Origin of the sequence: Pseudomonas sp. HLG18 (assembly GCF_051903985.1) — a bacterium.
In the GTDB taxonomy this organism is placed as follows: Bacteria; Pseudomonadota; Gammaproteobacteria; order Pseudomonadales; family Pseudomonadaceae; genus Aquipseudomonas; species Aquipseudomonas fluorescens_BT.
This window is the reverse complement of sequence record NZ_CP195831.1, coordinates 3,488,842-3,515,687: the sequence shown is the minus strand read 5'-3', so window position 1 is coordinate 3,515,687 and position 26,846 is coordinate 3,488,842. Positions and strand designations below refer to the sequence as shown.

25 protein-coding genes are annotated in these 26,846 nt (G+C 61.9%); 13 read left to right on the top strand and 12 right to left on the bottom strand.

Annotated features, from left to right (window positions below):
- Position 1: 1 nt before the first annotated feature.
- The gene (wrbA, locus tag ACSPX5_RS16140; RefSeq protein WP_085683574.1) at positions 2–598 is read right to left on the bottom strand and encodes an NAD(P)H:quinone oxidoreductase; all 597 of its coding nucleotides are present in this window, start codon (positions 596–598) and stop codon (positions 2–4) included.
- Positions 595–948 (bottom strand): arsenate reductase (glutaredoxin), encoded by a 354-nt coding sequence (arsC, locus tag ACSPX5_RS16135; protein WP_011335489.1) that lies wholly within the window; start codon positions 946–948, stop codon positions 595–597. Before arsC ends, wrbA begins: the two co-directional genes overlap by 4 nt.
- Positions 949–1,062: 114 nt before the next feature.
- Between arsC and ACSPX5_RS16130 the strand changes: the two genes are divergently transcribed.
- On the top strand, positions 1,063–1,530 hold the full coding sequence (locus tag ACSPX5_RS16130) for a TlpA disulfide reductase family protein (protein ID WP_039772883.1): 468 nt from the start codon (positions 1,063–1,065) through the stop codon (positions 1,528–1,530).
- A 95-nt stretch (positions 1,531–1,625) separates the two neighbouring features.
- On the opposite strand, the gene ACSPX5_RS16125 is transcribed toward ACSPX5_RS16130, so the two are convergent.
- Positions 1,626–2,030 (bottom strand): META domain-containing protein, encoded by a 405-nt coding sequence (locus ACSPX5_RS16125; protein ID WP_169432682.1) that lies wholly within the window; start codon positions 2,028–2,030, stop codon positions 1,626–1,628.
- Positions 2,030–2,464 carry a hypothetical protein gene (locus ACSPX5_RS16120; protein ID WP_007957770.1) on the bottom strand — a complete coding sequence of 145 codons (435 nt, stop codon included), beginning with the start codon at positions 2,462–2,464 and terminating at the stop codon, positions 2,030–2,032. The genes ACSPX5_RS16125 and ACSPX5_RS16120 overlap by 1 nt, the downstream gene beginning before the upstream one ends.
- Positions 2,465–2,597: 133 nt before the next feature.
- Here ACSPX5_RS16120 and ACSPX5_RS16115 point away from each other — a divergent pair, with 133 nt between their 5' ends.
- Entirely contained in the window at positions 2,598–3,056 is a 459-nt protein-coding gene (locus ACSPX5_RS16115; protein ID WP_439819898.1) for a hypothetical protein, read from the top strand.
- Positions 3,057–3,067: 11 nt separating this feature from the next.
- Here the strand turns inward: ACSPX5_RS16115 and ACSPX5_RS16110 are convergent, their stop codons facing one another.
- The gene (locus tag ACSPX5_RS16110; protein WP_439819897.1) at positions 3,068–4,057 is read right to left on the bottom strand and encodes a 2-hydroxyacid dehydrogenase; all 990 of its coding nucleotides are present in this window, start codon (positions 4,055–4,057) and stop codon (positions 3,068–3,070) included.
- An 83-nt stretch (positions 4,058–4,140) separates the two neighbouring features.
- Positions 4,141–6,894: a response regulator gene (locus tag ACSPX5_RS16105; RefSeq protein ID WP_439819896.1), complete on the bottom strand. Its 2,754-nt coding sequence runs from the start codon at positions 6,892–6,894 to the stop codon at positions 4,141–4,143.
- Between the two features lie 217 nt (positions 6,895–7,111).
- Between ACSPX5_RS16105 and ACSPX5_RS16100 the strand changes: the two genes are divergently transcribed.
- The 7 genes from ACSPX5_RS16100 to ACSPX5_RS16070 all read left to right on the top strand — a co-directional run bounded on the left by ACSPX5_RS16100 (position 7,112) and on the right by ACSPX5_RS16070 (position 15,415).
- Positions 7,112–7,834: a response regulator transcription factor gene (locus ACSPX5_RS16100; RefSeq protein WP_323160624.1), complete on the top strand. Its 723-nt coding sequence runs from the start codon at positions 7,112–7,114 to the stop codon at positions 7,832–7,834.
- Positions 7,821–9,245, top strand: coding sequence for a histidine kinase sensor domain-containing protein (locus tag ACSPX5_RS16095; protein ID WP_439819895.1), 1,425 nt, complete (start codon positions 7,821–7,823; stop codon positions 9,243–9,245). Before ACSPX5_RS16100 ends, ACSPX5_RS16095 begins: the two co-directional genes overlap by 14 nt.
- 139 nt (positions 9,246–9,384) lie before the next feature.
- Entirely contained in the window at positions 9,385–10,287 is a 903-nt protein-coding gene (gene cysM, locus ACSPX5_RS16090) for a cysteine synthase CysM (protein WP_169432681.1), read from the top strand.
- Positions 10,287–11,687: a 23S rRNA (uracil(1939)-C(5))-methyltransferase RlmD gene (gene rlmD / locus ACSPX5_RS16085; protein ID WP_439819894.1), complete on the top strand. Its 1,401-nt coding sequence runs from the start codon at positions 10,287–10,289 to the stop codon at positions 11,685–11,687. Before cysM ends, rlmD begins: the two co-directional genes overlap by 1 nt.
- Before the next feature lie 76 nt (positions 11,688–11,763).
- On the top strand, positions 11,764–14,007 hold the full coding sequence (relA, locus tag ACSPX5_RS16080) for a GTP diphosphokinase (RefSeq protein ID WP_085710978.1): 2,244 nt from the start codon (positions 11,764–11,766) through the stop codon (positions 14,005–14,007).
- Between the two features lie 5 nt (positions 14,008–14,012).
- Complete coding sequence (gene mazG / locus ACSPX5_RS16075) at positions 14,013–14,846, top strand: nucleoside triphosphate pyrophosphohydrolase (protein ID WP_115079987.1); 834 nt, start codon at positions 14,013–14,015, stop codon at positions 14,844–14,846.
- Positions 14,847–14,872: 26 nt separating this feature from the next.
- A complete protein-coding gene (locus ACSPX5_RS16070; protein WP_011335479.1) occupies positions 14,873–15,415 on the top strand; it encodes a DUF2058 domain-containing protein in 543 nt (180 codons plus the stop codon).
- A gap of 96 nt (positions 15,416–15,511) precedes the next feature.
- Here the strand turns inward: ACSPX5_RS16070 and ACSPX5_RS16065 are convergent, their stop codons facing one another.
- From ACSPX5_RS16065 to ACSPX5_RS16040, 6 genes are all read right to left on the bottom strand, one after another.
- Complete coding sequence (locus tag ACSPX5_RS16065; RefSeq protein WP_169431476.1) at positions 15,512–15,700, bottom strand: hypothetical protein; 189 nt, start codon at positions 15,698–15,700, stop codon at positions 15,512–15,514.
- Between the two features lie 392 nt (positions 15,701–16,092).
- Positions 16,093–17,313 carry a beta-ketoacyl-ACP synthase I gene (gene fabB, locus ACSPX5_RS16060; protein ID WP_207867642.1) on the bottom strand — a complete coding sequence of 407 codons (1,221 nt, stop codon included), beginning with the start codon at positions 17,311–17,313 and terminating at the stop codon, positions 16,093–16,095.
- An 11-nt stretch (positions 17,314–17,324) separates the two neighbouring features.
- Positions 17,325–17,840, bottom strand: a complete 516-nt coding sequence (gene fabA / locus ACSPX5_RS16055; RefSeq protein ID WP_003227150.1) for a 3-hydroxyacyl-[acyl-carrier-protein] dehydratase FabA — start codon at positions 17,838–17,840, stop codon at positions 17,325–17,327.
- Positions 17,841–18,087: 247 nt separating this feature from the next.
- The gene (locus ACSPX5_RS16050) at positions 18,088–19,989 is read right to left on the bottom strand and encodes an ATP-binding protein (RefSeq protein WP_323160620.1); all 1,902 of its coding nucleotides are present in this window, start codon (positions 19,987–19,989) and stop codon (positions 18,088–18,090) included.
- On the bottom strand, positions 19,986–20,918 hold the full coding sequence (locus tag ACSPX5_RS16045; protein WP_323160619.1) for an ABC transporter substrate-binding protein: 933 nt from the start codon (positions 20,916–20,918) through the stop codon (positions 19,986–19,988). The genes ACSPX5_RS16050 and ACSPX5_RS16045 overlap by 4 nt, the downstream gene beginning before the upstream one ends.
- Positions 20,919–22,982 carry a TonB-dependent receptor plug domain-containing protein gene (locus tag ACSPX5_RS16040; protein WP_439822035.1) on the bottom strand — a complete coding sequence of 688 codons (2,064 nt, stop codon included), beginning with the start codon at positions 22,980–22,982 and terminating at the stop codon, positions 20,919–20,921. It abuts the gene before it with no gap.
- A 256-nt stretch (positions 22,983–23,238) separates the two neighbouring features.
- Here ACSPX5_RS16040 and ACSPX5_RS16035 point away from each other — a divergent pair, with 256 nt between their 5' ends.
- The 4 genes from ACSPX5_RS16035 (at position 23,239) to ACSPX5_RS16020 (ending at position 26,817) form a co-directional block, all read left to right on the top strand.
- Complete coding sequence (locus tag ACSPX5_RS16035) at positions 23,239–24,264, top strand: NAD(P)H-dependent glycerol-3-phosphate dehydrogenase (protein WP_169431471.1); 1,026 nt, start codon at positions 23,239–23,241, stop codon at positions 24,262–24,264.
- An 18-nt stretch (positions 24,265–24,282) separates the two neighbouring features.
- Entirely contained in the window at positions 24,283–24,630 is a 348-nt protein-coding gene (locus tag ACSPX5_RS16030; protein ID WP_323160617.1) for a DUF4389 domain-containing protein, read from the top strand.
- Positions 24,627–25,079, top strand: coding sequence for a phosphohistidine phosphatase SixA (gene sixA, locus ACSPX5_RS16025; protein WP_323160616.1), 453 nt, complete (start codon positions 24,627–24,629; stop codon positions 25,077–25,079). Before ACSPX5_RS16030 ends, sixA begins: the two co-directional genes overlap by 4 nt.
- A gap of 82 nt (positions 25,080–25,161) precedes the next feature.
- Entirely contained in the window at positions 25,162–26,817 is a 1,656-nt protein-coding gene (locus ACSPX5_RS16020; RefSeq protein WP_169431469.1) for an AMP-binding protein, read from the top strand.
- Positions 26,818–26,846: the final 29 nt, after the last annotated feature.

The window sequence follows — 26,846 nt, the reverse complement described above, 5'->3', positions numbered from 1 at the left end:
CTCAGTTCCCCAGCTTCTGGGCCGTCTTGGCCAGACGTGCGCCGAGGGCGCGGCACAGCGCCACTTCGTGCTGATCGAGACCGCTTTTGCCGTCGGCTCCGGCGTGATGGCTGGCGCCGTAAGGGGTGCCGCCACCCTGGGTTTCCAGCAGCGCCGATTCGCTGTAGGGCAGGCCGGTGATCAGCATGCCGTGGTGCAACAGCGGCAGCATCATCGACAGCAGCGTGGTTTCCTGACCGCCGTGCAGGCTGGCGGTGGAGGTGAATACCCCGGCCGGTTTGCCGACCAGCGCGCCGGTCAGCCATAGGTTGCTGGTGCCGTCGAGGAAATACTTGAGCGGCGCGGCCATGTTGCCGAAACGGGTCGGGCTGCCGAGGGCCAGGCCGGCGCAGTTTTTCAGGTCATCCAGCGTGGCGTACAGCGCGCCTTCATCCGGAATGTCCGGCGATACGGCTTCGCACTCGGTGGAGATCGCCGGCACGGTGCGCAGACGCGCTTCGAGGCCGGCTTGCTCGACACCGCGGGCAATCTGCCGGGCCATCTCGTTGGTCGAGCCGCTGCGGCTGTAGTACAGAACCAGAATGTACGGCGCACTCACGGCAGCAGCTCCAGGATCTGCTCCGGTGGACGGCCGATGACGGCTTTGTCGCCGGCTTCGAGAATCGGTCGCTCCATCAATTTCGGATGCGCCGCGATCGCTTCAATCAATTGTTTCTCCGTGAGACTGGCATCGGCCAGGTTCAGGGTCTTGTATTCGTCTTCGCCGGTGCGCAGCAGTTGCCGGGCGCTGATTCCCAGCTTGCCGAGCAAGGCCTTGATCTGCGCGGCGTCCAGCGGGGTTTCGAGGTAGCGCACCACGTTCGGCGTCAGGCCACGGGCTTCGAGCAGTTCGAGCGCACCGCGGGATTTCGAGCAGCGCGGGTTGTGATAAAGCGTCAGATCGGTCATGGGCGGGTCGCTTCTTGCGTAGAGTGGCGGCTATTCTAACTGTGCAGCGCGCAATCCAGAACCTTGGGAGGCGATGGGTCGCAGGCGCATTCAATTTTTCACAAGGAACACGACATGACACGGGCACTGGCAGCGGCATTGACGATCATCGGGGCGTTGATGCTGGGGGGCTGCGGTAACGACTACGGCATCGATCAGAACGGGCAGAAAGTCGCGTCCGAGCGCCTGGACAAGCAATGGGTGGTACTCAATTACTGGGCCGAATGGTGCGGCCCGTGCCGCACGGAAATCCCGGAACTCAATCATCTGGCCGAAGAGCTCAAGGGCAAGAAGATCGGTGTGTTCGGGGTCAATTTCGACAACGTGCAGGGTGAAGAGCTGAAGAGCGCCAGCGAAAAACTGGGCATCAAGTTCACCGTGCTGGCGCAGGATCCGGCGGAACTGTTCGAACTGCCGCGCAGTGAAGCCTTGCCGGTGACCTATATCATCGACAACAAGGGCAAGGTGCGGGAACAGCTGATGGGCGAGCAGACGGCGGCGGGGGTGATGGCGAAGCTTGAGGCGTTGCAGGCGACCAACTGAGGGATCGTTCCCTCGCTCCGCGTGGTAACGCCGCCCCGGACGCTCCGCGTCCGCTGTGACGCAGAGCGTGGGAACGATCATTCAGTGCAGCAGGCTCAGCCTTCTTCCAGCCACCAGCGCAACGGCTTGCCTTCAGCCGGCCAGAAACGCATCTGTTCGATGGGCGAAACGTCCCAGCGCTCCACTTTCTCCAGAGCCTGGAGGAAGCGTTGCTCTTGCTCCATCAGCGCCGGAGCACACAGTTTGCGGGTCTTGCCGATCTTGCCGAAGCTGAGCTTGTCGCCATCGAGGGTGTAGGGCGCAAACCAGTGGTTGCAGCCTCCGTTGCCGTATGCCCGGCCATCATCGCCGAGGGTCACGGTCAGGTGGCTGTAGTCCATCAGCGGCCGTTCACCGATCCATTCCAGAATGTAGCTGCGGTCCTGTTGCAGTTGCACAGGCTCCGCGGCGCAGCCCATCAGGCCGGCGCCGACAGCGGCGGTCAGGGCCAGGTGTTTCATCATGCAGGCTCCTGGCATTTCGGGCACAGGTGCTTGTCACCGACGGCTTTCCAGCCCAATTCGGCGATGCGTGCCGTGGCGGCCGGTTTCTCTGCCGGTTTGCCGAGCTTGGCGTCTACTGCGAATTCGAAGCTCAGTTCCTTGGCGCAACTGTCACAGTTGACCTGCCAGGTATGGATCGCCAGCTCGCCGAACACCGGGCCGGTGGTCATCGCGGTCCATTGTCCCGGCGGGTTGATCAGGTGACGCACGGTGTCGACGGTCAGGCGCATGGACAAGTCCTTGCTGCCCTTGAGGGTCACGACCAGCACGTCACCGATACGGATCGAGCCACCGTTGCCAGTGACCTGATAACGGCCCGGCACGAGGGCGCGGCATTCGGTGAGGGTGTGTTGCGGGTTCATCAGGGTGTAGCGGAAATCGTGTTCGACCATGGGTCCTCCAAATATGCGCGACATGCTAGCACGGGCTTGATTGCAGAATGATGCGGGCGTGTGACCTTCGATCAGGTTCAAATCGACAGCACAGTCGTGGCAAACTGCCGCCTTCATCTCTAAGGAACGGAACATGGCGCTGATCGAATGTTATGAATGCAAGCGGAGCATCAGTTCCGAAGCCAGGACGTGCATTCATTGCGGGGCTCCGATAGCGGAGGGACAGGCACAGGCTGCACGACCGGCCAGCGCCGCATCGACGATTTCCTTCGGCAGTCTGCCCCGCAACAAGGCTGTTCCCGAAGCCTTCGTCGCTACGCCCGCCGCGCAGCCTGAACCGAAAGTGCTGCCGGCCGCCGCCGGACGCAGGCGCCGTGCGCAGGCAGCCCGGCTGGTTGAGCCCGCGTGGGATCAGCAGGGCGTGCGCCCGGTGGAAGGCTGGCTGAAGATCATGGCGTTTCTGATGCCGATGGTTTTTGTCTGGTTCCTGCTGCGCCGGGGTCACTCTTTCCAGCAGCGACTGATCGGCTTCGGCTGGCTCGGTCTGTTGATTCTGTGTGTGGCGATTTCTCCAGAGTCGCCACCTGCCTGACGCCTGATCGTTCAGCCTTCGACCTGGTTCTGCGGTGATCCCGCCGCCCAGGTCGCGATGTTGTGCAGGGTGGTCGCGGCAATCGCCCCCAGCGCCTCGCGGGTCAGGAATGCCTGGTGCGCCGTGACGATCACGTTGGGAAAGGTCAGTAATCGCGCCAGCACATCGTCCTGCAACGGCAGGTCGGAACGGTCTTCGAAAAACAGCTGCGCCTCTTCTTCGTAGACATCGAGCCCCAGATAACCCAGCTGACCGTCCTTCAGGGCATCGATCAGTGCCGGTGTGTCCACCAGACCGCCGCGGCCGGTGTTGATCAACATCGCCCCCGGCCGCATGTGCGCCAGCGAATCACGATTGATCAGGTGTTTACTCTGTTCGTTGAGCGGGCAGTGCAGGCTGATGATCTGCGATTGTTCGAGCAGTTGCGCCAGGCTCAGGTAGCGTGCGCCCAGCGCTTCGACCGCCGGGTTCGGATACGGATCGAAGGCCAGCAGCTCACAGCCGAAACCGTGCATGATTTTGGCGAATGTCGCGCCGATCTGGCCGGTGCCGACAATCCCGACGGTCTTGCCCACCAGATCGAAACCGGTGAGGCCGTGCAGGCTGAAATCGCCTTCGCGGGTGCGGTTGTAGGCGCGGTGCAGGCGCCTGTTGAGCGCGAGAATCAATGCCACGGCATGCTCGGCCACCGCGTGGGGCGAGTAGGCCGGAACACGCACGACCATCAGCCCCAGGCGTTTGGCCGCGTTCAGGTCGACATGGTTGTAACCGGCCGAGCGCAGGGCGATCAGTCGGGTGCCGCCGGCCGCCAGGCGCTCCAGCACGGGAGAGCTGAGGTCGTCATTGATGAAGGCGCAGACCACCTCGTGCCGCTCGGCCAGTGGTGCCGTGTCGAGACTGAGCCGGGCCGGCTGAAAATGCAGTTCGATGCCGGCCGGGCAATCGGCTGCTAGGAAACTGTCGCGGTCGTAGGTCTGGCTGCTGAAAACGATCGTGCGCATGCAATCCTCCTGAAGCATCGACGCGGGAGCAAATCACCCGCGACCACTTTAGCCGTGTCGGCACGGGTCGGCATTGCCGTGGATCAGGCGCTGATCTTCGCCTGCGCCGCCAGACGATTGATCGCCCGCTCCAGTTCATCAAGGGCGGTGGCAGCCTTGGGGTCTTCCTGTTTGAGCAGGGTTTCGCTGCGCTGGCAGGCTGCGCGCAATTGTGGAACGCCACAGTAGCGGGTCGCGCCGTGCAAGCGATGGACCCGTTCGAGCAGACCGTTCTGGTCCTGGTTGTCACGGGCTGTGCGAATGGCTTCGCGGTCGGCCTCGAGCGAGGCCAGCAGCATCGCGAGCATGTCCGCCGCCAGATCGGCCTTGCCGGCAGCCAGACGCAAGCCTTCTTCATGATCGAGTACCGGCAGGTCCTGATGCCCCGTCGCGTTTTCACCACCACGGTCCGGTGCCTGATTGCGCAGCGCAAGGCCGGTCCACTTCAGCACCACTTGCGCCAGTTGCCGCTCACTGATCGGCTTGGTCAGGTAGTCGTCCATGCCGCTTTGCAGCAGAGCACGTTTTTCGTTGGCCATGGCGTGGGCGGTGAGGGCGACGATCGGCAGCGGCGTGCAATGGCGCTCGCTTTCCCACTGGCGGATGGTCTCGGTGCTTTGACGTCCGTCCATGCCAGGCATCTGCACGTCCATCAGCACCAGGTCGAAGGATTCGTTCTGTACGGCCTTGACCGCCGCATACCCGCTTTCCACGGCCAGCACCTTGGCGCCCATGTCTTCAAGCAGCGTCTGTACCAGCAGCAGGTTGGCCGGGTTGTCGTCGACACACAGCACTTTCGGTGCACGGCTCGACAGCGGTTCACCGGGCTCGCTGCGTATTTGCCGCGGGTTGACCATGTCCGACAATGCCCGGCGCAACTTGCGGGTACAGGCCGGTTTGGACTGGAGCTGGCTGTGGGGGTTGGGCACCGAAAGATGGAACAGCGTCAGTTCGGTGGTCGGGCACAGCACCAGTACCCGGCAACCGAGGTGTTCGAGATCCCAGATGTGCTGGTTGAGTCGTTCCGGCGGCATGTCGTTGCTGGTGATGCCGAGCACCGCGAGGTCGATGGCCTGATCGGTCTGATGGGCGCCGGTGATGCCATTGGTCAGGCTTTCCAGGGTATTGAACGGGGTGACGTCCAGACCGCAGTCTTCCAGTTGATGCTGCAATGCCTGACGCGCCAGTTCGTGGTTTTCCAGTACCGCGACCCGACGCCCGAGCAATGGTGCGACGGGCAGGTCTTCGGCATCGTCGCGGGTCTTGGGCAGGCTCAGGCTGATCCAGAATTCCGAGCCTTCGCCCGGGGTGCTGTCGACGCCGATTTCGCCGCCCATCTGTTCGATCAGGCGCTTGGAAATCACCAGCCCCAGACCGGTGCCGCCAGGCTGGCGCGACAGCGAATTGTCGGCCTGGCTGAACGCCTGGAACAACGCCCGCACGTCCTGGTTCGACAGACCGATGCCGGTGTCCTGAATGCTGATGCGCAGTTGCACGCTGTCTTCGTGTTCTTCTTCGAGCATGGCGCGGGCGACGATGGTGCCCTCGCGGGTGAACTTGATGGCGTTGCTCACCAGATTGGTGAGGATCTGCTTGAGTCGCAGCGGATCGCCGACCAGCGACAGCGGCGTGTCACGGTACACCAGACTCACCAGTTCCAGCTGCTTGGCATGGGCAGCGGGGGCGAGGATGGTCAGGGTGTCCTGCAACAGGTCGCGCAGATTGAACGGGATGTGATCAAGCACCAGTTTGCCGGCCTCGATCTTCGAGAAGTCGAGGATTTCGTTGATGATCCCCAGCAGGCTGTCGGCGGACTTTTCGATGGTACCCAGGTAGTCGAGCTGGCGCGGGGTCAGCTCGCTTTTCTGCAGCAGGTGGGTGAAGCCGAGAATGCCGTTGAGCGGTGTGCGGATCTCATGGCTCATGTTGGCGAGGAACTCGGACTTGATCCGGCTCGCTTCCAGGGCTTCCTTGCGGGCCAGGTCCAGTTCGATGTTCTGGATCTCGATGGTCTCCAGGTTCTGGCGCACGTCTTCGGTGGCCTGGTCGACGCTGTGCTGCAGTTCTTCCCGGGCGTTCTGCAGGGTGCCGGCCATGCGGTTGATGCCGGACGCCAGTTCATCGAGCTCCTGACTGCCGAGGGGTGGCAGGCGGGTTTCCAGATGACCGTCCTTGAGCTGCGCGACCGCTTGTTTGATCTGGCTGATCGGGCGGTTGATCGTGCGCCCCATGCGCAGGGCCAGCAATGCGGCGCCGGCCAGTCCTGCGGCAATCAGCAACAGGCTGGCGAACAGGCTGCGGTAACCGCGCAGCAACATGCCGTTGTGCGAGAGTTCCAGCTCGACCCAGCCGAGCAACCGTTCGGACTCGTCAGGGATCATCTCGCCGGCCAGATTGCGGTGCTTGCCGAATACCGGCAGCAGATAGCGAGTGGCATCGTTGCCGCTGCGACGCAGCAAATGCGTGCTGTCGCCGCTCGGCGCCTGATTGAGCATGGTCGGGCCGGCGTGGGCCAGTGGCGAACGGTCCGGGCCGAGGAAGGTCACCGCACGGACATCCGGTTGTTCAAGCGACTGGGTGGCGATGCGTTCGAGCAGCTCGGCATCGCCGTGGCCCATGGCTCGCGCCACCAATGGGGCCAGTTGTTCGGCGATCATTTCGCCGCGCTGCATGAGTTGGGCCTGCAGGTCCGATTGCTGCATCCAGGTGAAATAGCCGCCCAGCACCAGTGCCATCAGGCTGGTCGGCAACAGGGTCAGCAACAATACGCGACCTTTGATCCCCAGTTTCTTGAGCACGCCTTTCTCCTGCATCCCGCCGATCGTTGACTCACACGTGCTTCCAGCACGCGACATGGGCGCAGTGTAGCGATTTGCTTGCGGGCATTCCCGGGAAAAATGATGTCGTGGTTCGTCCTTCCTGACATCGGTCATTTGTCCGACGGGTCAACCTGGGGTTGCCCGGCAGCGGGCAATCTTGAATAATCGCTCAACTGAGAATTATTTGCAGATAGTCATGACTCCTGTCTCTGTTGGCCAGCCACGCATTCTTTCCATCGAAGACGATCCCGTGCTCGGTGCCTATGTTCACGAACAACTGGGACGCAGCGGTTTTCAGGTCACCTGGTGCCAGAACGGCAGCGAAGGCCTGAGCATCGCCCGTCGCCAGCCGTTCGATGTGGTGTTGATGGACATTCTGCTGCCGGGCCTCGACGGTCTGAACGTGCTGACTCAACTGCGCCAGAGCCATTCGACGCCGGTGCTGCTGATGTCGGCGCTGGGGGCCGAGGCCGATCGCATCAGCGGATTTCGCCTCGGTGCCGACGACTACCTGCCCAAACCCTTCAGCATGGCCGAGCTGCATGTGCGGATCGAAGCGATCCTGCGCCGGGTCGCCCTCGACCGTCGTCCGGCGGCCGTCGCCCCGGTGGTGCCGGTCGGCGGGCTGCGTTTCGACGACGAGCAGTGCGACGTTTTCTACCTCGACCAGCCCGTCGGCCTGACCCGCAGCGAATTCCGTCTGCTGGAAACCCTCAATCGCAATGATGAAGAGGTGCTGAGCAAGGCTTTCCTTTATCAGCAAGTTCTCCAGCGTGGCTACGCGGCTCACGACCGCAGCCTCGACATGCACATCAGTCAGATCCGGCGCAAACTCAAATCGATCGGCTACACCGAACGGGAAGTGCGCACGGTGTGGGGCAAGGGCTACGTGCTGAGCGCCGTCGATGAAGGTGTCTGACCTGCCGGGACGGCATTCACTGTTCTGGAAACTGGCGTGTCTGCTGGTGGCGTTCTGTCTGCTGATGATCTGGCTGAGCTGGTCCTGGGGCCGGTACATGGAGGAGCGCAACCAGTTCCTCTCCGACGAGGCGCGGGGCACGCTGACGCGTTATGCCGCCGAAGCCGAGCGCGCCTGGCAGCAGGGCGAGCGCGATGGCATCGATAGCTGGTTGCAAAGCATGGAGCTGCGCGAAGCCGGCTGGGTCGGGGTGATCGGTGGCAATCTGCAGTCGCTCGGCAGCCAGCCGTTGAACGCTCAAGAGCTTCAGCACTTGACCTTCCTGCGCGGCCTTGAGTGGCCGATTCACAAAAAGGGCCGGCCGTGGCTGCGGGTTCCATTTCCCACTGACCCGACCGCCGGAAGTCTGGTCATCGAGTTGCCAGAGCGATTTCTGCCGGGCAAATACCGGGTGTTCTGGCGGGTCATCACCAACGGTGTGATTCCCGGTCTGTTCACCCTGCTGCTGTGCGTCGGCCTGTATCGCCTGCTGGTGGTGCCGCTGAACAATCTGCGCGAGCAGGCCAATGCGTGGCGCGCCGATCAACTGAATGTGCGGTTGTCGAGCGGTATCACCGAGCGCCCCGACGAGCTTGGCGAACTGGCCCGTGCTTTCGACTCGATGTCCGAACGCCTGCAATCCACCGTGGCCCTGCAACAGCAACTGTTGCGCGACCTGTCCCACGAGCTGCGCACACCCCTGAGCCGGTTGCGAGTCGCCAGCGAAAGCGAGCAGCAGTTGCAATCGCTGCGCGAACGTATCGGTCGTGAAGTTGACGTGATGCAGCGACTGGTGGAGGACACCCTGCAACTGGCCTGGCTCGACACCGAACGCGCACCGTTGCCGGATGAAGCGATCCAGATCCAGGCCCTGTGGGAAATGCTCACCGAAAACGCCTGCTACGAAAGCTGCTGTCCGGTGGGGCAGTTGCAGTGTGGGGTAGAAGCTTGCTGCTGGGTGCGCGGCAATCTCAACACCCTGGCCCAGGCCTTGGAAAACATCCTGCGCAACGCCATTCGTCATTCGCCACCGGGCGGCATCGTGCGGCTCGACGGGCGACGGGACGGCGATCACTGGCACTTGTGGCTGGAGGACCAGGGTGGCGGCGTGGCGGAAGCGGATCTGGAGCGGATCTTCTCGCCGTTCATCCGACTCGACGGCTCGCGGCCGGGGGACGGTGGATTTGGTCTGGGGCTGAGCATCGCGAGGAACGCGGTGCAACGCCAGGGCGGAACTCTTTGGGCCGAGAACGGCCCTTCGGGATTGCGCTTGAATCTGCGCTTGGTGGCGGATGACAGTGCTGTCAGTCCCGACGCGTTTGCTGGTACGCCGGTGCCCGCTGTGGACATGGGGCGCCCGCAGATTGTGTGAGCAGCACAACAGTCGCACCACTGGCGCGACTTTTACTGCTTATTCCAAGAAACCATAAGCACCACACTTTGCGTGATATGGCCTGCGCAGGTTTGCCGGTATGATAGGCGCCCCCGCTGTCCGGATTGCGAAAAACGCCATGACCTTGCAGTACCCAACCATCGCCGATTGCGTCGGCAACACGCCGCTGGTGCGTTTGCAGCGCCTGCCCGGTGTCACCAGCAACACCCTATTGCTCAAGCTCGAAGGGAACAATCCTGCGGGTTCGGTGAAGGATCGTCCGGCGCTGTCGATGATCACCCGTGCCGAGTTGCGCGGGCAGATCCACGCCGGCGATACGCTGATCGAAGCGACCTCGGGCAACACGGGGATCGCGCTGGCCATGGCTGCCGCGATCAAGGGTTACAAGATGATCCTGATCATGCCGGACAACTCCAGCGCCGAGCGCAAGGCGGCGATGACCGCTTATGGCGCGCAGCTGATTCTGGTCAGCCAGGAAGAGGGCATGGAAGGTGCTCGCGATCTGGCTCAGCGAATGGAAGCCGAAGGCCGTGGCAAGGTGCTGGATCAGTTCGCCAACGGGGACAACCCCGAAGCGCACTACACCACCACCGGCCCGGAAATCTGGCGTCAGACCCAGGGCTCCATCACCCATTTCGTCAGCTCCATGGGGACCACCGGGACCATCATGGGCGTGTCGCGCTACCTGAAAGAGCAGAACGACAACGTGCAGATCATCGGCCTGCAACCGATGGAAGGCTCGGCCATTCCCGGCATTCGCCGCTGGCCGCAGGAATACCTGCCGAAGATCTATCAGGCCGACCGCGTCGACCGCATCGTCGACATGGCGCAAAGCGAAGCCGAGGACGTCACCCGGCGTCTGGCCCGCGAAGAAGGCATCTTTTGTGGCGTGTCCTCGGGCGGTGCAGTGGCAGCAATGCTGCGCCTGTCCAAAGAAGTTGAAAACGCGGTGATCGTCGCGATCATTTGCGACCGTGGCGACCGTTACCTGTCGACCGGCATTTTCGACGCGCCCAACTGATGGCCAAGCATGAGAGAGGCCTGCGCTTCCAGCCCACCGGTGGCAGCAAGGCCCCGCAAATCCCGACCGGCAAAAAGCAGCGCCTGAGCATCGAGCGCCTGGCCAATGACGGTCGCGGCATCGCGTTTTTTGAAGGCAAAACCTGGTTCGTCCTCGGCGCTCTCGCCGGCGAAGAGGTCGAAGCGCGGGTGCTCGGCGCCCACGGCAAAGTGGTCGAGGCGCGTACCGAACGCGTGTTCAGCGCCAGTGAATTGCGTCGTCCCGCACCGTGCCAGCACGCCGGCCGCTGTGGCGGTTGCAGTGTTCAGCATCTGCCCCACAACGAACAGCTTGCCCTGAAACAGCGCATGCTCGCCGAGCAGTTGTCGCGAGTCGCCGGTGTTGAACCCGAGGAATGGGCCGCACCCTTGACCGGTCCGGAATTCGGCTACCGTCGTCGCGCCCGGATCGCCGTGCGCTGGGACAGCAAAGCCAGGAAGCTCGAAGTGGGTTTCCGTGCCGCCGGCAGCCAGGACATCGTCGCGATCAACGAATGCCCGGTGCTGGTACAGCCCTTGCAACCGATCATGACCCGCTTGCCGGAGATGCTCCGTCGCCTGAGCAAACCGCAGGCGCTGGGGCATGTGGAATTGTTCAGTGGCTCGTCCTTGGCCGTTCTGCTGCGTCACATGGCGCCGTTGTCCGAGGCCGACCTGACGATCCTCAAGGATTTCTGCGTGTTCCATGAAGCGCAGTTGTGGCTGCACGGCGAAGGTGAACCGCAGCCGGTCGACGCCACGCAGTCGCTGGGCTATCGCCTGGAGCCGTGGGATCTCGAGTTGGCCTGGCGACCGGGGGATTTCATCCAGGTCAATGCCGGCGTCAACGAAGGCATGGTTGCCCAGGCGCTGCAGTGGCTGAAACCAACCGCCGATGAGCGCGTGCTCGATCTGTTCTGTGGTCTGGGCAACTTTGCCCTGCCGCTGGCCAAAATCGTGCGCGAAGTGGTGGCGGTCGAGGGCGTGCAGACGATGGTCGATCGCGCCGCAGCCAATGCCGCTAGTAACAATTTGCATAACACAAAGTTTTTTCAAGCCGATTTATCCCAGCCTTTGACCGATGCCGAGTGGATCGGAAACGGCTTTTCTGCGGTACTCTTGGACCCACCGCGTGACGGTGCTTTCGAGGTGGTGCGCAAGCTAGCGACACTGGGTGCCGAGCGGTTGGTGTATGTGTCGTGCAACCCTGCAACTCTGGCGCGCGATACGGTCGAATTGATCAAGCAGGGCTACCGGTTAAAACGTGCCGGGATTCTCGATATGTTTCCTCAGACGGCACATGTCGAGGCCATGGCGTTATTTGAAGCGAGCCAGGACGGCTCGTCTGATCCGACTGATCGGCCCGTGCAGCACTTGTCTTAGCCCCACGAGTGCGAACGGGCAATCAAGGTCAGTGATTTGACGCATTGAGTCTGCGTCGTAGGGAAGGTAAAGCAAGATGGTACAGGTGAGAGCACACCAGCCGATCAACACCGACGGCAGTATCAATCTCGAGGCTTGGCTCGATCATGCGGTCAGTGTCGATCTGGCACTGGATCGCGAAGCCTTGAAGGAGGCCTGCGAGTACGCTCGCCAGGCGGAGCAACAGTCCAACGCGGCGAAGAATCTCTGGTCCGAAGGCAGCGGCAGTTTCAGCACCGGCCTCGAGATCGCAGAGATTCTCGCCGACCTCAAGCTCGATCAGGATTCGCTGGTCGCGGCGGTGCTTTACCGTGGCGTACGCGAAGGTCAGATCGAACTGGCGGCGGTCAGCCAGCGCTTCGGGCCGGTGGTTGCCAAGCTGATTGACGGCGTGCAGCGCATGGCCGCCATCAGCGCCAGTCTCAGCCCGCGCCAGTCGATGGTGATGGGCACTCAGGGGCAGGTGGAAAACCTGCGCAAGATGCTGGTGGCGATGGTCGACGACGTGCGCGTCGCGCTGATCAAGCTTGCCGAACGTACCTGTGCGATCCGTGCGGTGAAGACCGCCGATGACGAAAAGCGCAACCGGGTCGCCCGGGAGGTCTTCGACATTTATGCGCCACTGGCCCACCGTCTCGGCATCGGCCATATCAAATGGGAACTGGAGGACCTGTCCTTCCGTTACCTTGAGCCCGATCAATACAAACAGATCGCCAAGCTGCTGCACGAGCGGCGGCTCGACCGTGAGCGTTTCATCGCCGACGTGATGACCCAGCTCAAGGACGAATTGCAGGCCACCGGCGTCGATGCCGACATCAGCGGCCGGGCCAAACACATCTATTCGATCTGGCGCAAGATGCAGCGCAAGGGACTGGAGTTCAGCCAGATCTACGACGTGCGTGCGGTGCGCGTGCTGGTGCCGGAAATGCGCGACTGCTACACCGCGCTCGGTATCGTCCACACCCTGTGGCGGCACATTCCGAAAGAGTTCGACGACTACATCGCCAACCCGAAAGAGAACGGCTACCGCTCGTTGCACACGGCGGTGATCGGCCCCGAAGGCAAGGTGCTGGAAGTCCAGATCCGTACGCATTCGATGCACGAAGAGGCCGAACTCGGCGTCTGCGCGCACTGGCGCTACAAGGGTACCGACGTCAAATCTGGCTCGAATCACTACGAAGAGAAAATCTCCTGGCTGCGTCAGGTGCTCGAGTGGCACGAAGAGCTGGGCGACATCGGTGGTCTCGCCGAACAGCTGCGGGTCGACATCGAACCGGACCGGGTCTACATCTTCACCCCGGACGGTCACGCCATCGACTTGCCGAAGGGCGCGACGCCGCTGGACTTCGCCTACCGCGTGCACACCGAAATCGGTCACAACTGCCGCGGCGCGAAGATCAACGGGCGCATCGTGCCGCTCAACTACAGCCTGCAGACCGGCGAGCAGGTCGAGATCATTACCAGCAAGCACGGTACGCCGAGCCGTGACTGGCTGAACCCGAACCTGGGGTACGTCACCACGTCCCGGGCGCGGGCGAAGATCGTTCACTGGTTCAAGCTGCAGGCTCGCGACCAGAACGTCGCAGCGGGCAAGACCCTGATCGAGCGCGAGCTCAATCGCCTCGGTCTGCCGGCGGTGGATTTCGACAAGCTGGCCGACAAGGCCAACATGAAAACCGCCGAAGACATGTTCGCCGCCCTCGGGGCCGGCGACCTGCGTCTGGCGCAACTGGTCAATCTGGCCCAGCAACTGGTCGAGCCGGAACGCGGCAACGAACAGCTGGAACTGATTCCACGCAAGGCCACCGGCTACAAGCCGGGCAAGCGCGGCGACATCCAGATCCAGGGCGTCGGCAACCTGATGACCCAGATGGCCGGCTGCTGCCAGCCGTTGCCGGGCGACGCGATTGTCGGTTACATCACCCAGGGCCGCGGCGTGAGCATTCACCGTCAGGACTGCGCCTCGGTGCTGCAACTGGCCGGGCGCGAGCCGGAGCGAATCATCCAGGTCAGCTGGGGGCCGGTGCCGGTGCTCACCTATCCGGTGGACATCGTCATTCGCGCCTATGACCGTTCCGGTCTGCTGCGTGATGTCTCGCAGGTGCTGCTCAACGAGCGGATCAACGTGCTGGCGGTCAACACCCGCTCGAACAAGGAGGACAACACGGCGCTGATGTCCCTGACCATCGAGATTCCGGGGCTGGACGCGCTGGGCCGGTTGCTGGGGCGGATTTCCCAGTTGCCGAACATCATCGAGACACGGCGTAACCGGACTCCATGAAACCGATCTACAGCCTTGAAGACCTGCTGCACCTGATGAACCGTCTGCGCGACCCGCAGTACGGCTGCCCATGGGACATCAAGCAGACTTACGCGACCATCGTCCCGCACACCCTTGAAGAGGCTTACGAAGTCGCCGACGCCATCGAGCGCGGCGACTTCGACCACTTGCAGGGCGAGTTGGGCGATCTGCTGTTTCAGGTGGTGTATTACAGTCAGCTGGCGCGGGAGGAGGGACGGTTCGAATTCGCCGGAGTGGTCGACAGCATCACCCGCAAGCTGATCCGTCGCCATCCGCACGTGTTTCCCACTGGCGATCTGTATGCGCCGCTGGACGTGCCGCGTCTGAACGAAGAGCAGGTCAAGCAGCGCTGGGAGGAGATCAAGGCCGAAGAACGCGCCGAGAAATCCGCCGAGCCGCAGCAACTGTCACTGCTCGACGATGTGCCGGCCGCTTTGCCGGCACTGTCCCGCTCGGCCAAGTTGCAGAAGCGCGCGGGGCAGGTCGGTTTCGACTGGCCGGATGCCTTGCCGGTGCTGGACAAGGTGCGCGAAGAGCTCGATGAAGTGCTCGAAGCCATGTCCGAGAATGACCCGCAAGCGGTGGCGGACGAGATCGGCGATCTGCTGTTTTCCGTGGTCAATCTGGCCCGGCATCTGAAGGTCGATCCGGAAACCGCGTTGCGTGGCGCCAACGGCAAGTTCGAGCGGCGCTTCCGTTTTATCGAACAGGCATTGCGCGACACCCACCGACCCATGGAAGATTGCACCCTCGAAGAGTTGGACGCCCTGTGGGGCGAAGCCAAACGTCAGGAAAAGAATTTGCCCAGCTGCGGCTGAGCCGTTGCCCAAGTGAGTAAGCATCAATGAGCCTTTCCCTTCGCGACCAGTTGCTCAAGGCAGGACTGGTCAACCAAAAGCAGGCCAAGCAGGTCAGCAAAGACAAACAGAAGCAACAGCGCCTGGCCCACAAGGGTCAGATCGAACTGGATGACTCCCAGCAGCGCGCCGCTCAGGAAGCCATGGCCGAGAAGGTCAAGCGCGATCAGGAACTGAACCGTCAGCAGCAGGAGAAGGCGGAAGCCAAGGCCCGCGCTGCTCAGGTCAAGCAGTTGATCGAAGTCTCGCGGTTGCCGAAGCTGACCACCGAGGACTACTACAACTTCGTCGACGACAAGAAGGTCAAGCGCATCTCCGTCAACACGCTGATGCGCAACAAGCTCAGCAGCGGCTCGCTGGCGATCGTGCACCATGCCGGCGGCTACGAAGTGATTCCTCGTGAGGCGGCCCTGAAGATTCAGGAGCGCGATCCACAGCGCATCGTGCAGCTCAACGAGAAGGTCGAAGAGGTCAATGCCGAGGACGATCCGTACGCGGCCTATGTGATCCCTGATGATCTGATGTGGTAAGCGGCTTGCGGCCAGCTGCGAAGCGGCCCTGAAACCCGATAACGACAAACCCCGCTCATGGCGGGGTTTGTCGTTTTCAATGCTGTGGTTTTCGGTTCAAGCGGATTTCAGATCCCGCTGCCGCTCTTGCAGTTCCAGTTCGGCCTTGTAGTTGTGGGCGTCTGTCTCGTTGTGGAACATGCCGACCAGCAAGTCTTGTTGATGCACATCCCAGATCCGTACACCGGCGGCTACGCCTTCATGGGACATGTGTGAATCGTCGCGTTCAGTTACTTTTACAGTCATCTGCTAGCTCCAATCTCTGTTATCTGCAGCAAGGCGTGTGCAGGGCTCTTTTATAGAATTTGTTAGCCTGCTAAGTAAACGCTTGATTTGTGCAACGTATCCTTGCGAAATCTGCAACAGTCCTGGAGCCCGCCAAATACGCGACATTCGGTCGCAGGGCATTGAGTTCCATGACAAAAGCTTCATGTTCCTGACGGCGATTTTCAAGCAATACACCGACCCTGTGGGAGCGGGCTTGCTCGCGAATGCGATTTAACATTCAACATTTTTGTCGACTGACCCACCGCTTTCGCGAGCAAGCCCGCTCCCACAGGAGGTTGTGTTTATGGCTGGCGAAAAAAAACGCCCCGGACCAGTCGGGGCGTTTTCATGTGCGGCTCAACGGAAGGGAATTACTTGCCTTCCCAGCGTTTCAGCACGAGGGTGGCGTTGGTGCCACCGAAGCCGAAGCTGTTGCTCATCACGGTGTTGATGGTGGCGTTTTCGCGGGTCTTGGTCAGCACCGGCAGATCGGCCACTTCAGGGTCCAGTTCGTCGATGTTGGCGGAACCGGCAATGAAGTTGCCTTCCATCATCAGCATGCAGTAGATCGCTTCGTGAACGCCGGCAGCGCCCAGGGAGTGACCCGACAGGCTCTTGGTGGAGCTGATGGCCGGCGCCTTGTCGCCGAACACTTCACGCACACCTTTCATTTCCGCGACGTCGCCGACCGGAGTCGAAGTGCCGTGGGTGTTCAGGTAGTCGATCGGGGTGTCGACGGTGGACATTGCCATCTGCATGCAGCGGATGGCGCCTTCGCCGCTTGGGGCCACCATGTCGTAGCCGTCGGAGGTCGCGCCGTAGCCAACGATTTCCGCGTAGATCTTCGCGCCACGGGCCAGAGCGTGCTCCAGCTCCTCGACCACGACCATGCCGCCACCGCCTGCGATGACGAAACCGTCACGGTCGGCGTCGTAGGCACGGGAGGCTTTTTCCGGGGTGTCGTTGCGCTTGCTGGACAAGGCGCCCATTGCGTCGAACAGGAACGACTGGCTCCAGTGTTCCTCTTCACCGCCACCGGCGAACACGATGTCCTGCTTGCCCATCTGGATCTGTTCCATGGCGGTACCGATGCAGTGAGCACTGGTGGCGCAGGCAGAAGCGATGGAGTAGTTCAGGCCCTTGATCTTGAACGGAGTGGCCAGGCATGCCGAAACGGTGCTGCTCATGGTCCGCGTAACACGGTATGGGCCGACGCGCTTGACGCCTTTCTCGCGCAGGATATCCAGCGCTTCCATCTGGTTCAGGGTCGACGCACCACCGGAACCTGCGATCAGGCCGGTACGCGGGTTGGACACCTGCTCTTCGGTCAGACCGGAGTCGGCGATGGCGTCTTTCATGGCCAGGTAGGCGTAAGCCGCTGCGTGGCCGACGAAACGATAGATCTTGCGATCGATCAGTTCTTCAAGGTTGAGGTCGATGGAGCCGGAAACCTGGCTACGCAGACCCATTTCGGCATATTCCGGGTTGAACCGGATGCCAGGGCGGCTTGCACGCAGGTTAGCGGAGACGGTCTCTTTGTCATTGCCCAGGCAAGAAACAATGCCCAGACCAGTGATAACGACGCGGCGCATGCGGATAACCCTTAGAAGTTGTCAGTGGAGGTGAACACGCCGACCCGGAGGCCTTCGGCGGTGTAGATTTCGCGACCGTCGACAGTCACCGAACCGTCGGCGATGGCCAGGTTCAGCTTGCCCTTGAGGACGCGTTTGATATGAATGTTGTAGGTGACTTTCTTGGCGGTCGGCAGGACCTGGCCGAAGAATTTCACTTCGCCCGAACCCAGCGCACGGCCGCGGCCCGGCAGGCCTTGCCAGCCCAGGAAGAAGCCGACCAGTTGCCACATGGCATCCAGACCCAGGCAGCCCGGCATCACCGGATCGCCTTCGAAGTGACAGGCGAAGAACCACAGGTCAGGGTTGATATCCAGCTCGGCGACCAATTCACCTTTGCCGTACTTGCCGCCTTCTTCGCTGATCAGGGTGATGCGATCCACCATCAGCATGTTCGGGGCGGGCAGTTGCGCGTTACCTGGGCCGAACAGCTCACCGCGACTGCAGCGCAGCAGGTCTTCCCGAGTAAAGGCGTTTTGTTTGGTCATGCGAGCTCCTCAATAATCCCATGCGGCAGGTGGGGCAAATCTTCCCGACCGATCGACGCGTTCATGCCTCGAACCGGCAGCCTACTCATAGACTATTGCGTTGTGGTGAAAGTCACAGCACCAAGGACATGAATGTACACTTGTGCACTGAAATTTTTATTCAAGCCCCTTTTGAGGCCCGATTGGGTGCCTAAGACTGCCGCACTTTCGCTTTTCACGCCAGTCGCAGATGCTCGAAAGGGCCTTCCTACTGCACCCAGCGCTGCAGAATCTGCTGCAGGTCATTACGTTTGAACGGCTTGGCCAGGTAATCGTTCATGCCTGCCGACAGGCAGTTTTCCCGGTCGCCCTGCAAGGCGTTGGCGGTCAGGGCGATGATCGGAACCTGGCCGCAGCCGGGCAGACGACGAATCTGTCGGGTCGCCTCGTAACCGTCGATGATCGGCAAACGGCAGTCCATCAGAATCGCCTCGAACCGATTGCCCCCGGCGCTGTGCACTGCCTGCATGCCATCGGTGGCAACGCTGACAGTAAAGCCCAGGCTGCGCAGCATGGCTTCGATCACAGTCTGGTTGACCGGGTTGTCTTCCACCAACAGCACGTTGCGACCTTCGCCGTGACCGTCGCCATTCGCCGCTCGTGGCGCGGCCAGTGTCGGCAAGGCCTGTTTATATAGAGCCAGCGGAATTTCCAGGGTAAACACCGAGCCGCGACCTTCTTCGCTTTGCGCGCGCAAGGTGCCGCCCATGCGTTCGGCCAGGGTACGGGCGATCGGCAGGCCCAGGCCGGTGCCGCCATAACGGCGCGAAATCGAGCTGTCGGCCTGCTGGAACGCGTTGAACATCAATTCCAGGCTTTGCGAAGAAATCCCGATGCCGCTGTCGCGCACCGAGCAGGTGAACCACAGCAATTCGTGATCCAGAGACTGCCACTGCGCCTCGATGCTGACGCGACCCTGTTCGGTGAACTTCAACGCGTTGCCCACCAGATTGACCAGAATCTGTCGGATTCGCGTCGGGTCGCCCTGCACCTGCAAGCCGCGCAGGTCTTCGGGAATCCGCAGTTGCAGGGCCAGGCCACGCTGTGCCGCGCTGTGCTGGAAAGACTGAGCGCAGGCGCCGATCAGGTCGGCGAGGTTGAACGGAATATGTTCCAGCTCCAGCTCCGAACGCTCGATACGCGAGAAATCCAGAATGTCGTTGATCACTTTGAGCAAATGCTCGGTGGACTCGGAAGCCAGCGCCGCGTATTCGATCTGCTCCTCGGTCATGTCGGTGGTTTCGAGCAGTTGCAGCATGCCCAGGACACCGTTCATCGGGGTGCGCAGTTCATGGCTCATCATTGCCAGGAAATCCGATTTGGCGTTGTTGGCCTTCTCCGCCTCTTCGCGGGTTTGGATCAGTTGCGCCATGGCTTGATGCTGTTCACGACTGGCCTGTTCCAGCGCCTGGGCCAGATTGTTGATGTGCTGCGACAAGGCCCCCAATTCGGTGTCATCGACAATCGGCAACGGGGTCTTGTAGTCGCCGTCCTGAATCGCCTTGACCGCATCGCCGATATCGCGGATCGGCTGCGACAGGCTGCCGGCCAGACGTCGTGCGAGGACAAAGGTGAAGAGCAGGGCGAACAGCGCCAGGATCCCGGCCTTGAGCAGGATCTCCTGTTGGCGCTGACTGAACGCATCGTTGGACAGGCCGACGATCACCCGCCCCAGATAATCCTCGGCGGCACCGCCGTTGGTGCTTTTGCCGTCCTGAAAGAAATCATTGTGCAAGGCAATCCGTTGCAGCCGCACCGGCGACTGGAACACTTCGACCTGATGCGGGCGTTTGTGGGTGTCCGACGGTTGTTCGACATACGCCAGAATCCGGTTGGCGCTGTCCTGGATTTCGAGGAACCGCACATTGGGCGTGGCCAGTGTGGCTTTGAGCAGGCTTTCCAATACTTCGTTGTTGCCGGAAATCACCCCGTACTCGGTAGCGGGCGCGAGCTGGTTGGCGATCAGTTGGCCAGTGTGGTTCAGCTCCTGGCGCAAATCCTGGATACGCACGAAGGTGAAAAAGCTGATCAGTAGCAAGGTCAGCAATAGCGCAGGGCCCAGGCTGATCAACTGGGTGCGGGTATTGATGTCCCAACGGCGGAAAATCATGGGCGGCGCTCTCCTTCGGCCAGCTCTGCGGCGACAGACGCTTCATTTATCGGCTCTATCCCTAATGAACGAGCCACCTGCGCATTGCTTGAGACTTTGAAGCGCCCGGGGTAGAGCGATCGCGGCCAGGCGGTCGGTGGGCGGTCGAGCAGTTCGTCGAGTACTGCCAGCCAATCGCTCTGATCGCTGTAGGTACTGGCGAGGCTGCCGGCGCGCACGAACGAGACGTTGGGGCCGACCAGCGCCAGTTGCCGTGAATAGCTGCTCAGCAGCAGGTTCTTTGCTGTTTTCGGGTTGTACAGGTCAGGGTCGTCCAGGCCCAGCAGCACATCACTGTTTTTCAGCACGGTCTGCAAGGGACGGTTGTCGTGGGTGTTGTCCCAGCGTTGCGGGACCACGTGCAGGTTCATTGGTTGTGCAGCGGCGAGCAGCTCCTTGAGCAGGAACTCGCTGTGCTGATCGAACAGCACACCGACACGCCGGGCCTGAGGCAGGATCCGTCGGATCAGCTGCAACTGGCGACTCAGCGGCGGATCGCTCCACAGCAGGCTCAAGTGCGGCGGTTGCGCGGCGCCAAAGCGTTGCCGGGCCTGCAATCGGCTGATGCGCAGAACCAGAGTCGCCGGGCCCTGGCTTTCCTGCATGCGCCAGTCGAGGCTCGGCAGGTCGAGCAGAATCAGGCGCAGGCTGGACGGCAACTTGCCCGGCGCCGGCAGGCTCGCCAGCGGCTGGAAATGCACACGGTCGGTGGGGCGCAGTTCGCTCAGGGCCTGGACGAAGGACTGCACGCCGGGGCTTTCCTCGGCACCGGTCAGCAGAATGTCGGCCGCCTGCACCGCCACGCCGTGCAGCCAGGCCGTCACGAACAGACACAGCCCGGCCAGCCATTGGCCGGCCGTTGGCATCTTCCGTGACAGGGCGTATCGCATCTAGAACTCCAGCTCTGCGCTGAAATACATCACCCGGCGTTCGTCGTAATTGTTGTCGACGAAGGTGGTCGGCTCACTGTCCAGACGCTGCTGCAGCACCCCGGCCAGTTGCAGTTGGGCCTTGCCCAGCGGGATACGTTTGGCAATGCGCGTGTCGACCCGCTCGAAGCGATAGCCATTGAGTGCGTTGTCGCCGTAATAGAAGAGGGCACTGTTCCAGCCCTGGCCCCAATCGCGCAGCCAGCCGGCCGATCCGCTGTTGCGCGCGGTGAATTGCTGGTCCAGCGGGTTGCTTGCTTCGGCGTCGACGTAGGCGTAAGTCAGGCGCAGTCGATCGGCCGCACTCACGCGCCAGTCAACCTGGGTTTCGGTGCCGCGAAAGCGCGAGTCGTTGGCGTTGCTGGCGATGTACTGATTGTTGCGCAGCGGCTCACTGATCATCCCGGTGATTTCGTCGTAGAACAGCTTCACGTCCAGCGCCAGGCCCCATTCCGGAAAAAAGCCGTTGTAGCCCAGTTCTCGCGAGCGCATGTGTTCCTGGTCCAGATCGCCGGGGCCCCGGGTCTTGACGAAGTAGCGGGCCGATGTCTGGCCATAGGCGGAGGGGCGCAGGTTGGTTACCTGATAACTCCAGTTGACGTTGTTTTCGAACATGTCCGGAGAACGGATGGCTTCCGAGTACACCGCGCGCAGGCTGTGTCGCGGGTTGATCAGGTAATTGACGGCAAACCTGGGCGTCAGCGAGCTGCCGATCAGTTGAGTGTTTTCAAACATGGCGCCGCCCTGCAACAGCCAGTGTTCGCTGGCGCGCCACTCCAGTTGGCCGAATGCGCGCCATGTGGTGTCGTCCAGCGTTCCGTTGAAATAGGTCTCGGAGTCGGCCCGGTCGTAACGATAGTTCAAACCGCTGACCAGACGCAGGCTGTCGGACAGGCTGAGAGTGTCCTGTAATTCCAGGTCATAGCGCGATTCCCGGGCGCTCTGGTCGATGTCGCCGCACAGGGTACGGCTGGCGCCATTGCGCCATTGATCGAGCACCTGATTGGCCAGGGCCATTTCCGCGGGTGTGCCGGGCGCAGCACCGGGTCCGGTGAAGCGGGTGATGTTGCGCGCCAGTTGCTCGGTGTAATTGGGGTTGAGTTGCCACAGCTCCGTCAGTTGCGGGCTGAACGAGACCTCGGCGTCGCAGGCGCGCCAGGTCTGCTGACGATCCCAGTGTTGCGCCGAGCCTTGTACATAAAGGCTGTGATCGGGGTTGATGTCCAGGTTCCAGCGCACCGAGCCGGCGTAGTCCTTGGCGATCACGTCGGAATTGTTTCCGGCAGCGGTAATCCCGGAGAACACCGGGCGGTAGGTGTAGGGCCGCTGGTTGGTCCCGTCCTTGGCATTGAGTTGCCAGTCCACGCTCTGGTTGTCGCTCAGCGTCTGGCTGACTGCAAGGCTGAAGCGGTTCAAACGGCGGCTGTCGCGGTAATCGGCGCCGGTGCGATCGCTGTCGAAGCCGTCGTCCTCCTGACCCGACAGCGACAGGCGCAGGTCGCCGCCATTCCAGCCTGTTCCCTGACTGGCATAGAAATCGTTGATGCCACGCTGGCCACGGGTGATTTTCAGCCGTGTGCCGTGGCTGTCGGCGGGGTTGCGGGTGATGATGTTGACCACCGCCATCAGCGCGTTGGCGCCATAGCTGACGGTGTTCGGGCCGCGAAAGACTTCGATGCGCTCGATGTCTTCCATGGCCACCGGGATGTCGCTCCAGTCCACCGTGGCCAGGCCGGCGCGGTACACCGAGCGGCCATCGATCAGCACTTGCATGCGCCGCGCTTCGGTGGCGTTGGTGCCGTGATAGTTCACCACCGCCTGATTGCCGCTGATGTTGCCGACCATCATCCCCGGCACCAGGCGCAGCAGTTCGCTGATGTCCCTGGCGCCGCTGGCGTTGATCAGTTCGCTGTCGAGTACGGTCATGCTGCCGGGGACTTCCGCCGGCGACTGTTTCAGGCGCGTGGCCGTGAGGATCTGGGGCAAGGCCTCGCTGTCGACAAACAGGTCGTCCGCCAGCAGCATCGGGCTGAACACCAGCGCCAGCAGCAGGGACGAACGCGGGGAGGGAATGCCAGAAAACACGACGCAGCCTTGATAGCAAAGAATTGGCGCGCATGTTAACCGAGGACAGTGACTTTTCCAGTCACGTTGCGGGCATTTTCCTCGGTTTTATTGGTCTTCTTCCTACAAGTGCGGGTAATTGACGCCGGGGCTGTCCGAGAAGGGGCCGCTCCGTATAATGCCCGCATCGCCACTGGTATGGATTAACGGATTACATATGACTGAACAGCGCCCGATTGCGGTCCTGGGAGGCGGAAGTTTCGGTACCGCCGTGGCCAATCTGTTGGCCGAGAACGGCCATCAAGTCCGGCAGTGGATGCGTGACCCCGAGCAGGCTGAGGCCATCCGGGTCAATCGCGAGAACCCGCGTTATCTCAAGGGCATCAAGATTCTGCCGGGCGTGACTGCCGTCACCGACCTGCAGGAAACCCTCGATGCCTGCGATTTGTGTTTCGTGGCGTTGCCGTCCAGCGCGCTGCGCACGGTTTTGGCGCCGCATGCCGAGCGCCTGAGCGGCAAGATGTTGGTCAGCCTGACCAAGGGCATCGAAGCCCACACCTTCAAACTGATGAGCCAGATTCTCGAAGAGATCGCCCCCCAGGCGCGCATCGGCGTGCTTTCCGGGCCGAACCTGGCACGGGAAATCGCCGAGCACGCGCTGACCGCCACGGTGGTTGCCAGCGAAGACGAAGAACTCTGCAAGGCCGTGCAGGCCGCGCTGCATGGCCGTACCTTCCGCGTTTACGCCAGCGCCGACCGCTTCGGCGTGGAGCTGGGCGGCGCACTGAAAAACGTTTACGCGATCATCGCCGGCATGGCGGTGGCACTGAATATGGGCGAAAACACCAAGAGCATGCTGATCACCCGCGCCCTGGCCGAGATGACCCGGTTTGCGGTGAATCAGGGTGCCAACCCGATGACGTTCCTCGGTCTGGCCGGTGTCGGCGATCTGATCGTCACCTGCTCGTCGCCCAAGAGCCGCAACTACCAGGTCGGTTTCGCCCTCGGTCAGGGCTTGAGTCTCGACGAAGCGGTGTCGCGCCTGGGTGAAGTGGCCGAAGGCGTCAACACCCTGAAAGTGCTCAAGGCCAAGGCTCAGGAGGTTGGCGTGTACATGCCGCTGGTCGCCGGACTGCATGCGATCCTGTTCGAAGGGCGCACGCTTGAGCAGGTGATCGGTCTGCTGATGCGTGCCGAGCCGAAAACCGATGTCGACTTTATTTCCACCAGTGGTTTCAACTGATTCAGCAGGGAACAGGCCATGAACGATCCGAAAACCGAAGCCAAATATGAATCCATCCTCCTGCGGGTGTTGTGGATGATTGTCTACATCCTGGTCTGGCAGGTGGCGCAGTTCATCCTCGGCGCGGTGGTGCTGGTGCAGTTGATCTATCGTTTGATCTATGGCGCCCCGAGCGCCGGTCTGATGAATTTCGGCGACAGCCTGAGCCAGTTCCTGGCCCAGATCGGCCGGTTCGGCAGTTTCCACAGCGACCAGAAGCCTTGGCCGTTCGCCGACTGGCCGGCGCCGCGTACCCCGGAAGGTGAAGCGCCACACGTTGTCGCGCCAGCACCGCATCCGGCCCGCGATGAGGAACCCAAGCTATGAAACTCTGGGTATTGCGTCACGGCGAGGCCGAGCCCTATGGCTCACGCCCCGATTCGGAGCGGGAACTGACCGCTCGCGGCCGCAAGGAAGTGCTCAGCAGCGCCGCCCGGTTGATGGGCCAGCCACTGACGGCGATCTACGCCAGCCCGTACTTGCGGGCGCAGCAGACCGCACAGCTGGTGCGCGAGGCGCTGGGCTTCGAACCGGAGATCCGCACGGTCGAATGGCTGACACCGGAAGTCGATCCGGACCGTGTCGCCGAGCAACTGGTGTCGGTAAGCAATGTGCTGCTGGTCAGCCACAATCCGCTGGTCGGGCATCTGCTCAGCTACCTGCAACACGGCGCCGGCTATCCGCCGGAAAAGGTCAGCACCGCCGGGCTCGCCGAGCTCGAACACAGCGAGTTGCTGATCGGGTCGATGACGCTCAACAGCCTCAAGCATCCGTGAAATTTTTTGTATGAAATAGTCAACCAAGCACTTGCTTGGTTGACTACGCTTGCTCCATCCCAAAAAGAAAGGAGCGAGTCGCATGTCTGCTGCTTTTCGATTGCCGCTGGACGTGTTCTACGAACGCGAGGCCCGGCACCCGCGCCAACGCTTTCTGGTGCAACCCGTCGGCGGCGGGCAGGTCGAGACGCTGACCTGGGCCGACGTCGGTCATCAGGCCCGTTGTGCCGCACACTGGCTGCGCTCCCGGGAGTTGCCACAGGGCAGCCACATCGCGCTGATCTCGAAAAACTGCGCCCACTGGATCATCGCCGACCTGGCCATCTGGATGGCCGGGCATGTTTCGGTGCCGCTCTATCCCAATCTCACGGCCGACTCGGTCAATCAGGTACTCACTCACTCGCAAAGCGTACTGGCGTTTATCGGCAAACTGGATGACTGGCCGGGGATGTCGACCGGTGTTCCGGCTGATCTGCCGACCATCAGCCTGCCGCTGCACCCGCCGGGCGACTTCGATTTCAACTGGGGCGACCTGCAACGCTATTCCCCGATCCAGGACGATCCACGTCCCGCCGCCGATCAACTGGCGACGATCATCTACACCTCCGGCACCACCGGCCTGCCTAAAGGCGTGATGCACAGCTTCGCCAATCTCGGTTTCGCCACCACCCGCGGCACGCAGTTGTTCGGCCTCAATGAAAACGACCGACTGTTGTCCTATCTGCCGTTGTGTCATGTCGCCGAGCGAATGTTCGTCGAACTGGCGTCGATCTATACCGGGCAGACGGTGTTCTTTGCCGAGAGCCTCGATACCTTTCTCACCGATCTGAAGCGCGCGCGGCCCACGGCGATGTTTGGCGTGCCGCGGATCTGGACCAAATTCCAGATGGGCGTCTACAGCAAGATCCCGGCGAAACGTCTGGATTTCCTCCTGGGTCTGCCCTTTATCGGCAAACGGATCGGCCACAAAGTGTTGGTCGGATTGGGGCTGGATGCCTTGCGCGTGGCGTTGTCCGGTGCCGCGCCGGTGCCGCTGACCTTGTTGCGCTGGTATCAGAAGCTCGGGCTCGACGTGCTGGAGGTCTACGGCATGACCGAGAGCTGCGGCTATTCGCATATCTGCCTGCCGGGGCAATACAAGGAAGGCTGGATCGGCCGGCCATGTCCTGACGTCGAGGTGCGAATCGACGAATCCGGCGAAGTGCAGGTGCGCAGCCAGGCCAACATGCTTGGCTATTTCAAGGAACCGCAGAAAACCGCCGAAACCCTGACCGCCGACGGTTTCCTGCGCACGGGTGACAAGGGCGAGCAGGACGCCGAAGGCCGTTTGCGCCTGACCGGGCGGCTCAAGGAAATCTTCAAGACCAGCAAAGGCAAGTACGTCGCCCCGGCGCCGATCGAAAACCGCCTCGCCGTACACACCCGGATCGAGCAGGTCTGTGTGGTCGGCGATGGTCTGAGTGCACCGCTGGGGCTGTGTGTGATCTCGGCAGCCGGGCATGAAGACGCACGGCCACAACTGCATTCGAGCCTGGAAAAGCTGCTGGAGGAGGTCAACGCCGCGCTCGACAAGCATGAGCGGCTGCGCCGTCTGGTGGTGGTCAAGGACAGTTGGGCGGTGGAGAACGGCTTCCTCACGCCGACCCTGAAAATCAAGCGCAACGTCATCGAAGACACCTACGGCGCGCGCTTCGAAGAATGGAGCGAGCGCAGCGAGGCGGTGCTGTGGCAGGATTGAGCGACGATCAAAACAACAAAGGAAAGCCT

Bases quoted from the DNA above. Each gene is read 5' to 3' on its own strand.
- arsC (WP_011335489.1), bottom strand. From the start codon at position 948: ATGACCGATCTGACGCTTTATCACAACCCGCGCTGCTCGAAATCCCGC.
- ACSPX5_RS16130 (WP_039772883.1), top strand. From the start codon at position 1,063: ATGACACGGGCACTGGCAGCGGCATTGACGATCATCGGGGCGTTGATG.
- ACSPX5_RS16125 (WP_169432682.1), bottom strand. From the start codon at position 2,030: ATGAAACACCTGGCCCTGACCGCCGCTGTCGGCGCCGGCCTGATGGGC.
- ACSPX5_RS16120 (WP_007957770.1), bottom strand. From the start codon at position 2,464: ATGGTCGAACACGATTTCCGCTACACCCTGATGAACCCGCAACACACC.
- ACSPX5_RS16115 (WP_439819898.1), top strand. From the start codon at position 2,598: ATGGCGCTGATCGAATGTTATGAATGCAAGCGGAGCATCAGTTCCGAA.
- ACSPX5_RS16110 (WP_439819897.1), bottom strand. From the start codon at position 4,057: ATGCGCACGATCGTTTTCAGCAGCCAGACCTACGACCGCGACAGTTTC.
- ACSPX5_RS16100 (WP_323160624.1), top strand. From the start codon at position 7,112: ATGACTCCTGTCTCTGTTGGCCAGCCACGCATTCTTTCCATCGAAGAC.
- ACSPX5_RS16095 (WP_439819895.1), top strand. From the start codon at position 7,821: ATGAAGGTGTCTGACCTGCCGGGACGGCATTCACTGTTCTGGAAACTG.
- cysM (WP_169432681.1), top strand. From the start codon at position 9,385: ATGACCTTGCAGTACCCAACCATCGCCGATTGCGTCGGCAACACGCCG.
- rlmD (WP_439819894.1), top strand. From the start codon at position 10,287: ATGGCCAAGCATGAGAGAGGCCTGCGCTTCCAGCCCACCGGTGGCAGC.
- relA (WP_085710978.1), top strand. From the start codon at position 11,764: ATGGTACAGGTGAGAGCACACCAGCCGATCAACACCGACGGCAGTATC.
- ACSPX5_RS16070 (WP_011335479.1), top strand. From the start codon at position 14,873: ATGAGCCTTTCCCTTCGCGACCAGTTGCTCAAGGCAGGACTGGTCAAC.
- ACSPX5_RS16065 (WP_169431476.1), bottom strand. From the start codon at position 15,700: ATGACTGTAAAAGTAACTGAACGCGACGATTCACACATGTCCCATGAA.
- fabB (WP_207867642.1), bottom strand. From the start codon at position 17,313: ATGCGCCGCGTCGTTATCACTGGTCTGGGCATTGTTTCTTGCCTGGGC.
- fabA (WP_003227150.1), bottom strand. From the start codon at position 17,840: ATGACCAAACAAAACGCCTTTACTCGGGAAGACCTGCTGCGCTGCAGT.
- ACSPX5_RS16050 (WP_323160620.1), bottom strand. From the start codon at position 19,989: ATGATTTTCCGCCGTTGGGACATCAATACCCGCACCCAGTTGATCAGC.
- ACSPX5_RS16045 (WP_323160619.1), bottom strand. From the start codon at position 20,918: ATGCGATACGCCCTGTCACGGAAGATGCCAACGGCCGGCCAATGGCTG.
- ACSPX5_RS16040 (WP_439822035.1), bottom strand. From the start codon at position 22,982: ATGCTGCTGGCGGACGACCTGTTTGTCGACAGCGAGGCCTTGCCCCAG.
- ACSPX5_RS16035 (WP_169431471.1), top strand. From the start codon at position 23,239: ATGACTGAACAGCGCCCGATTGCGGTCCTGGGAGGCGGAAGTTTCGGT.
- ACSPX5_RS16030 (WP_323160617.1), top strand. From the start codon at position 24,283: ATGAACGATCCGAAAACCGAAGCCAAATATGAATCCATCCTCCTGCGG.
- sixA (WP_323160616.1), top strand. From the start codon at position 24,627: ATGAAACTCTGGGTATTGCGTCACGGCGAGGCCGAGCCCTATGGCTCA.
- ACSPX5_RS16020 (WP_169431469.1), top strand. From the start codon at position 25,162: ATGTCTGCTGCTTTTCGATTGCCGCTGGACGTGTTCTACGAACGCGAG.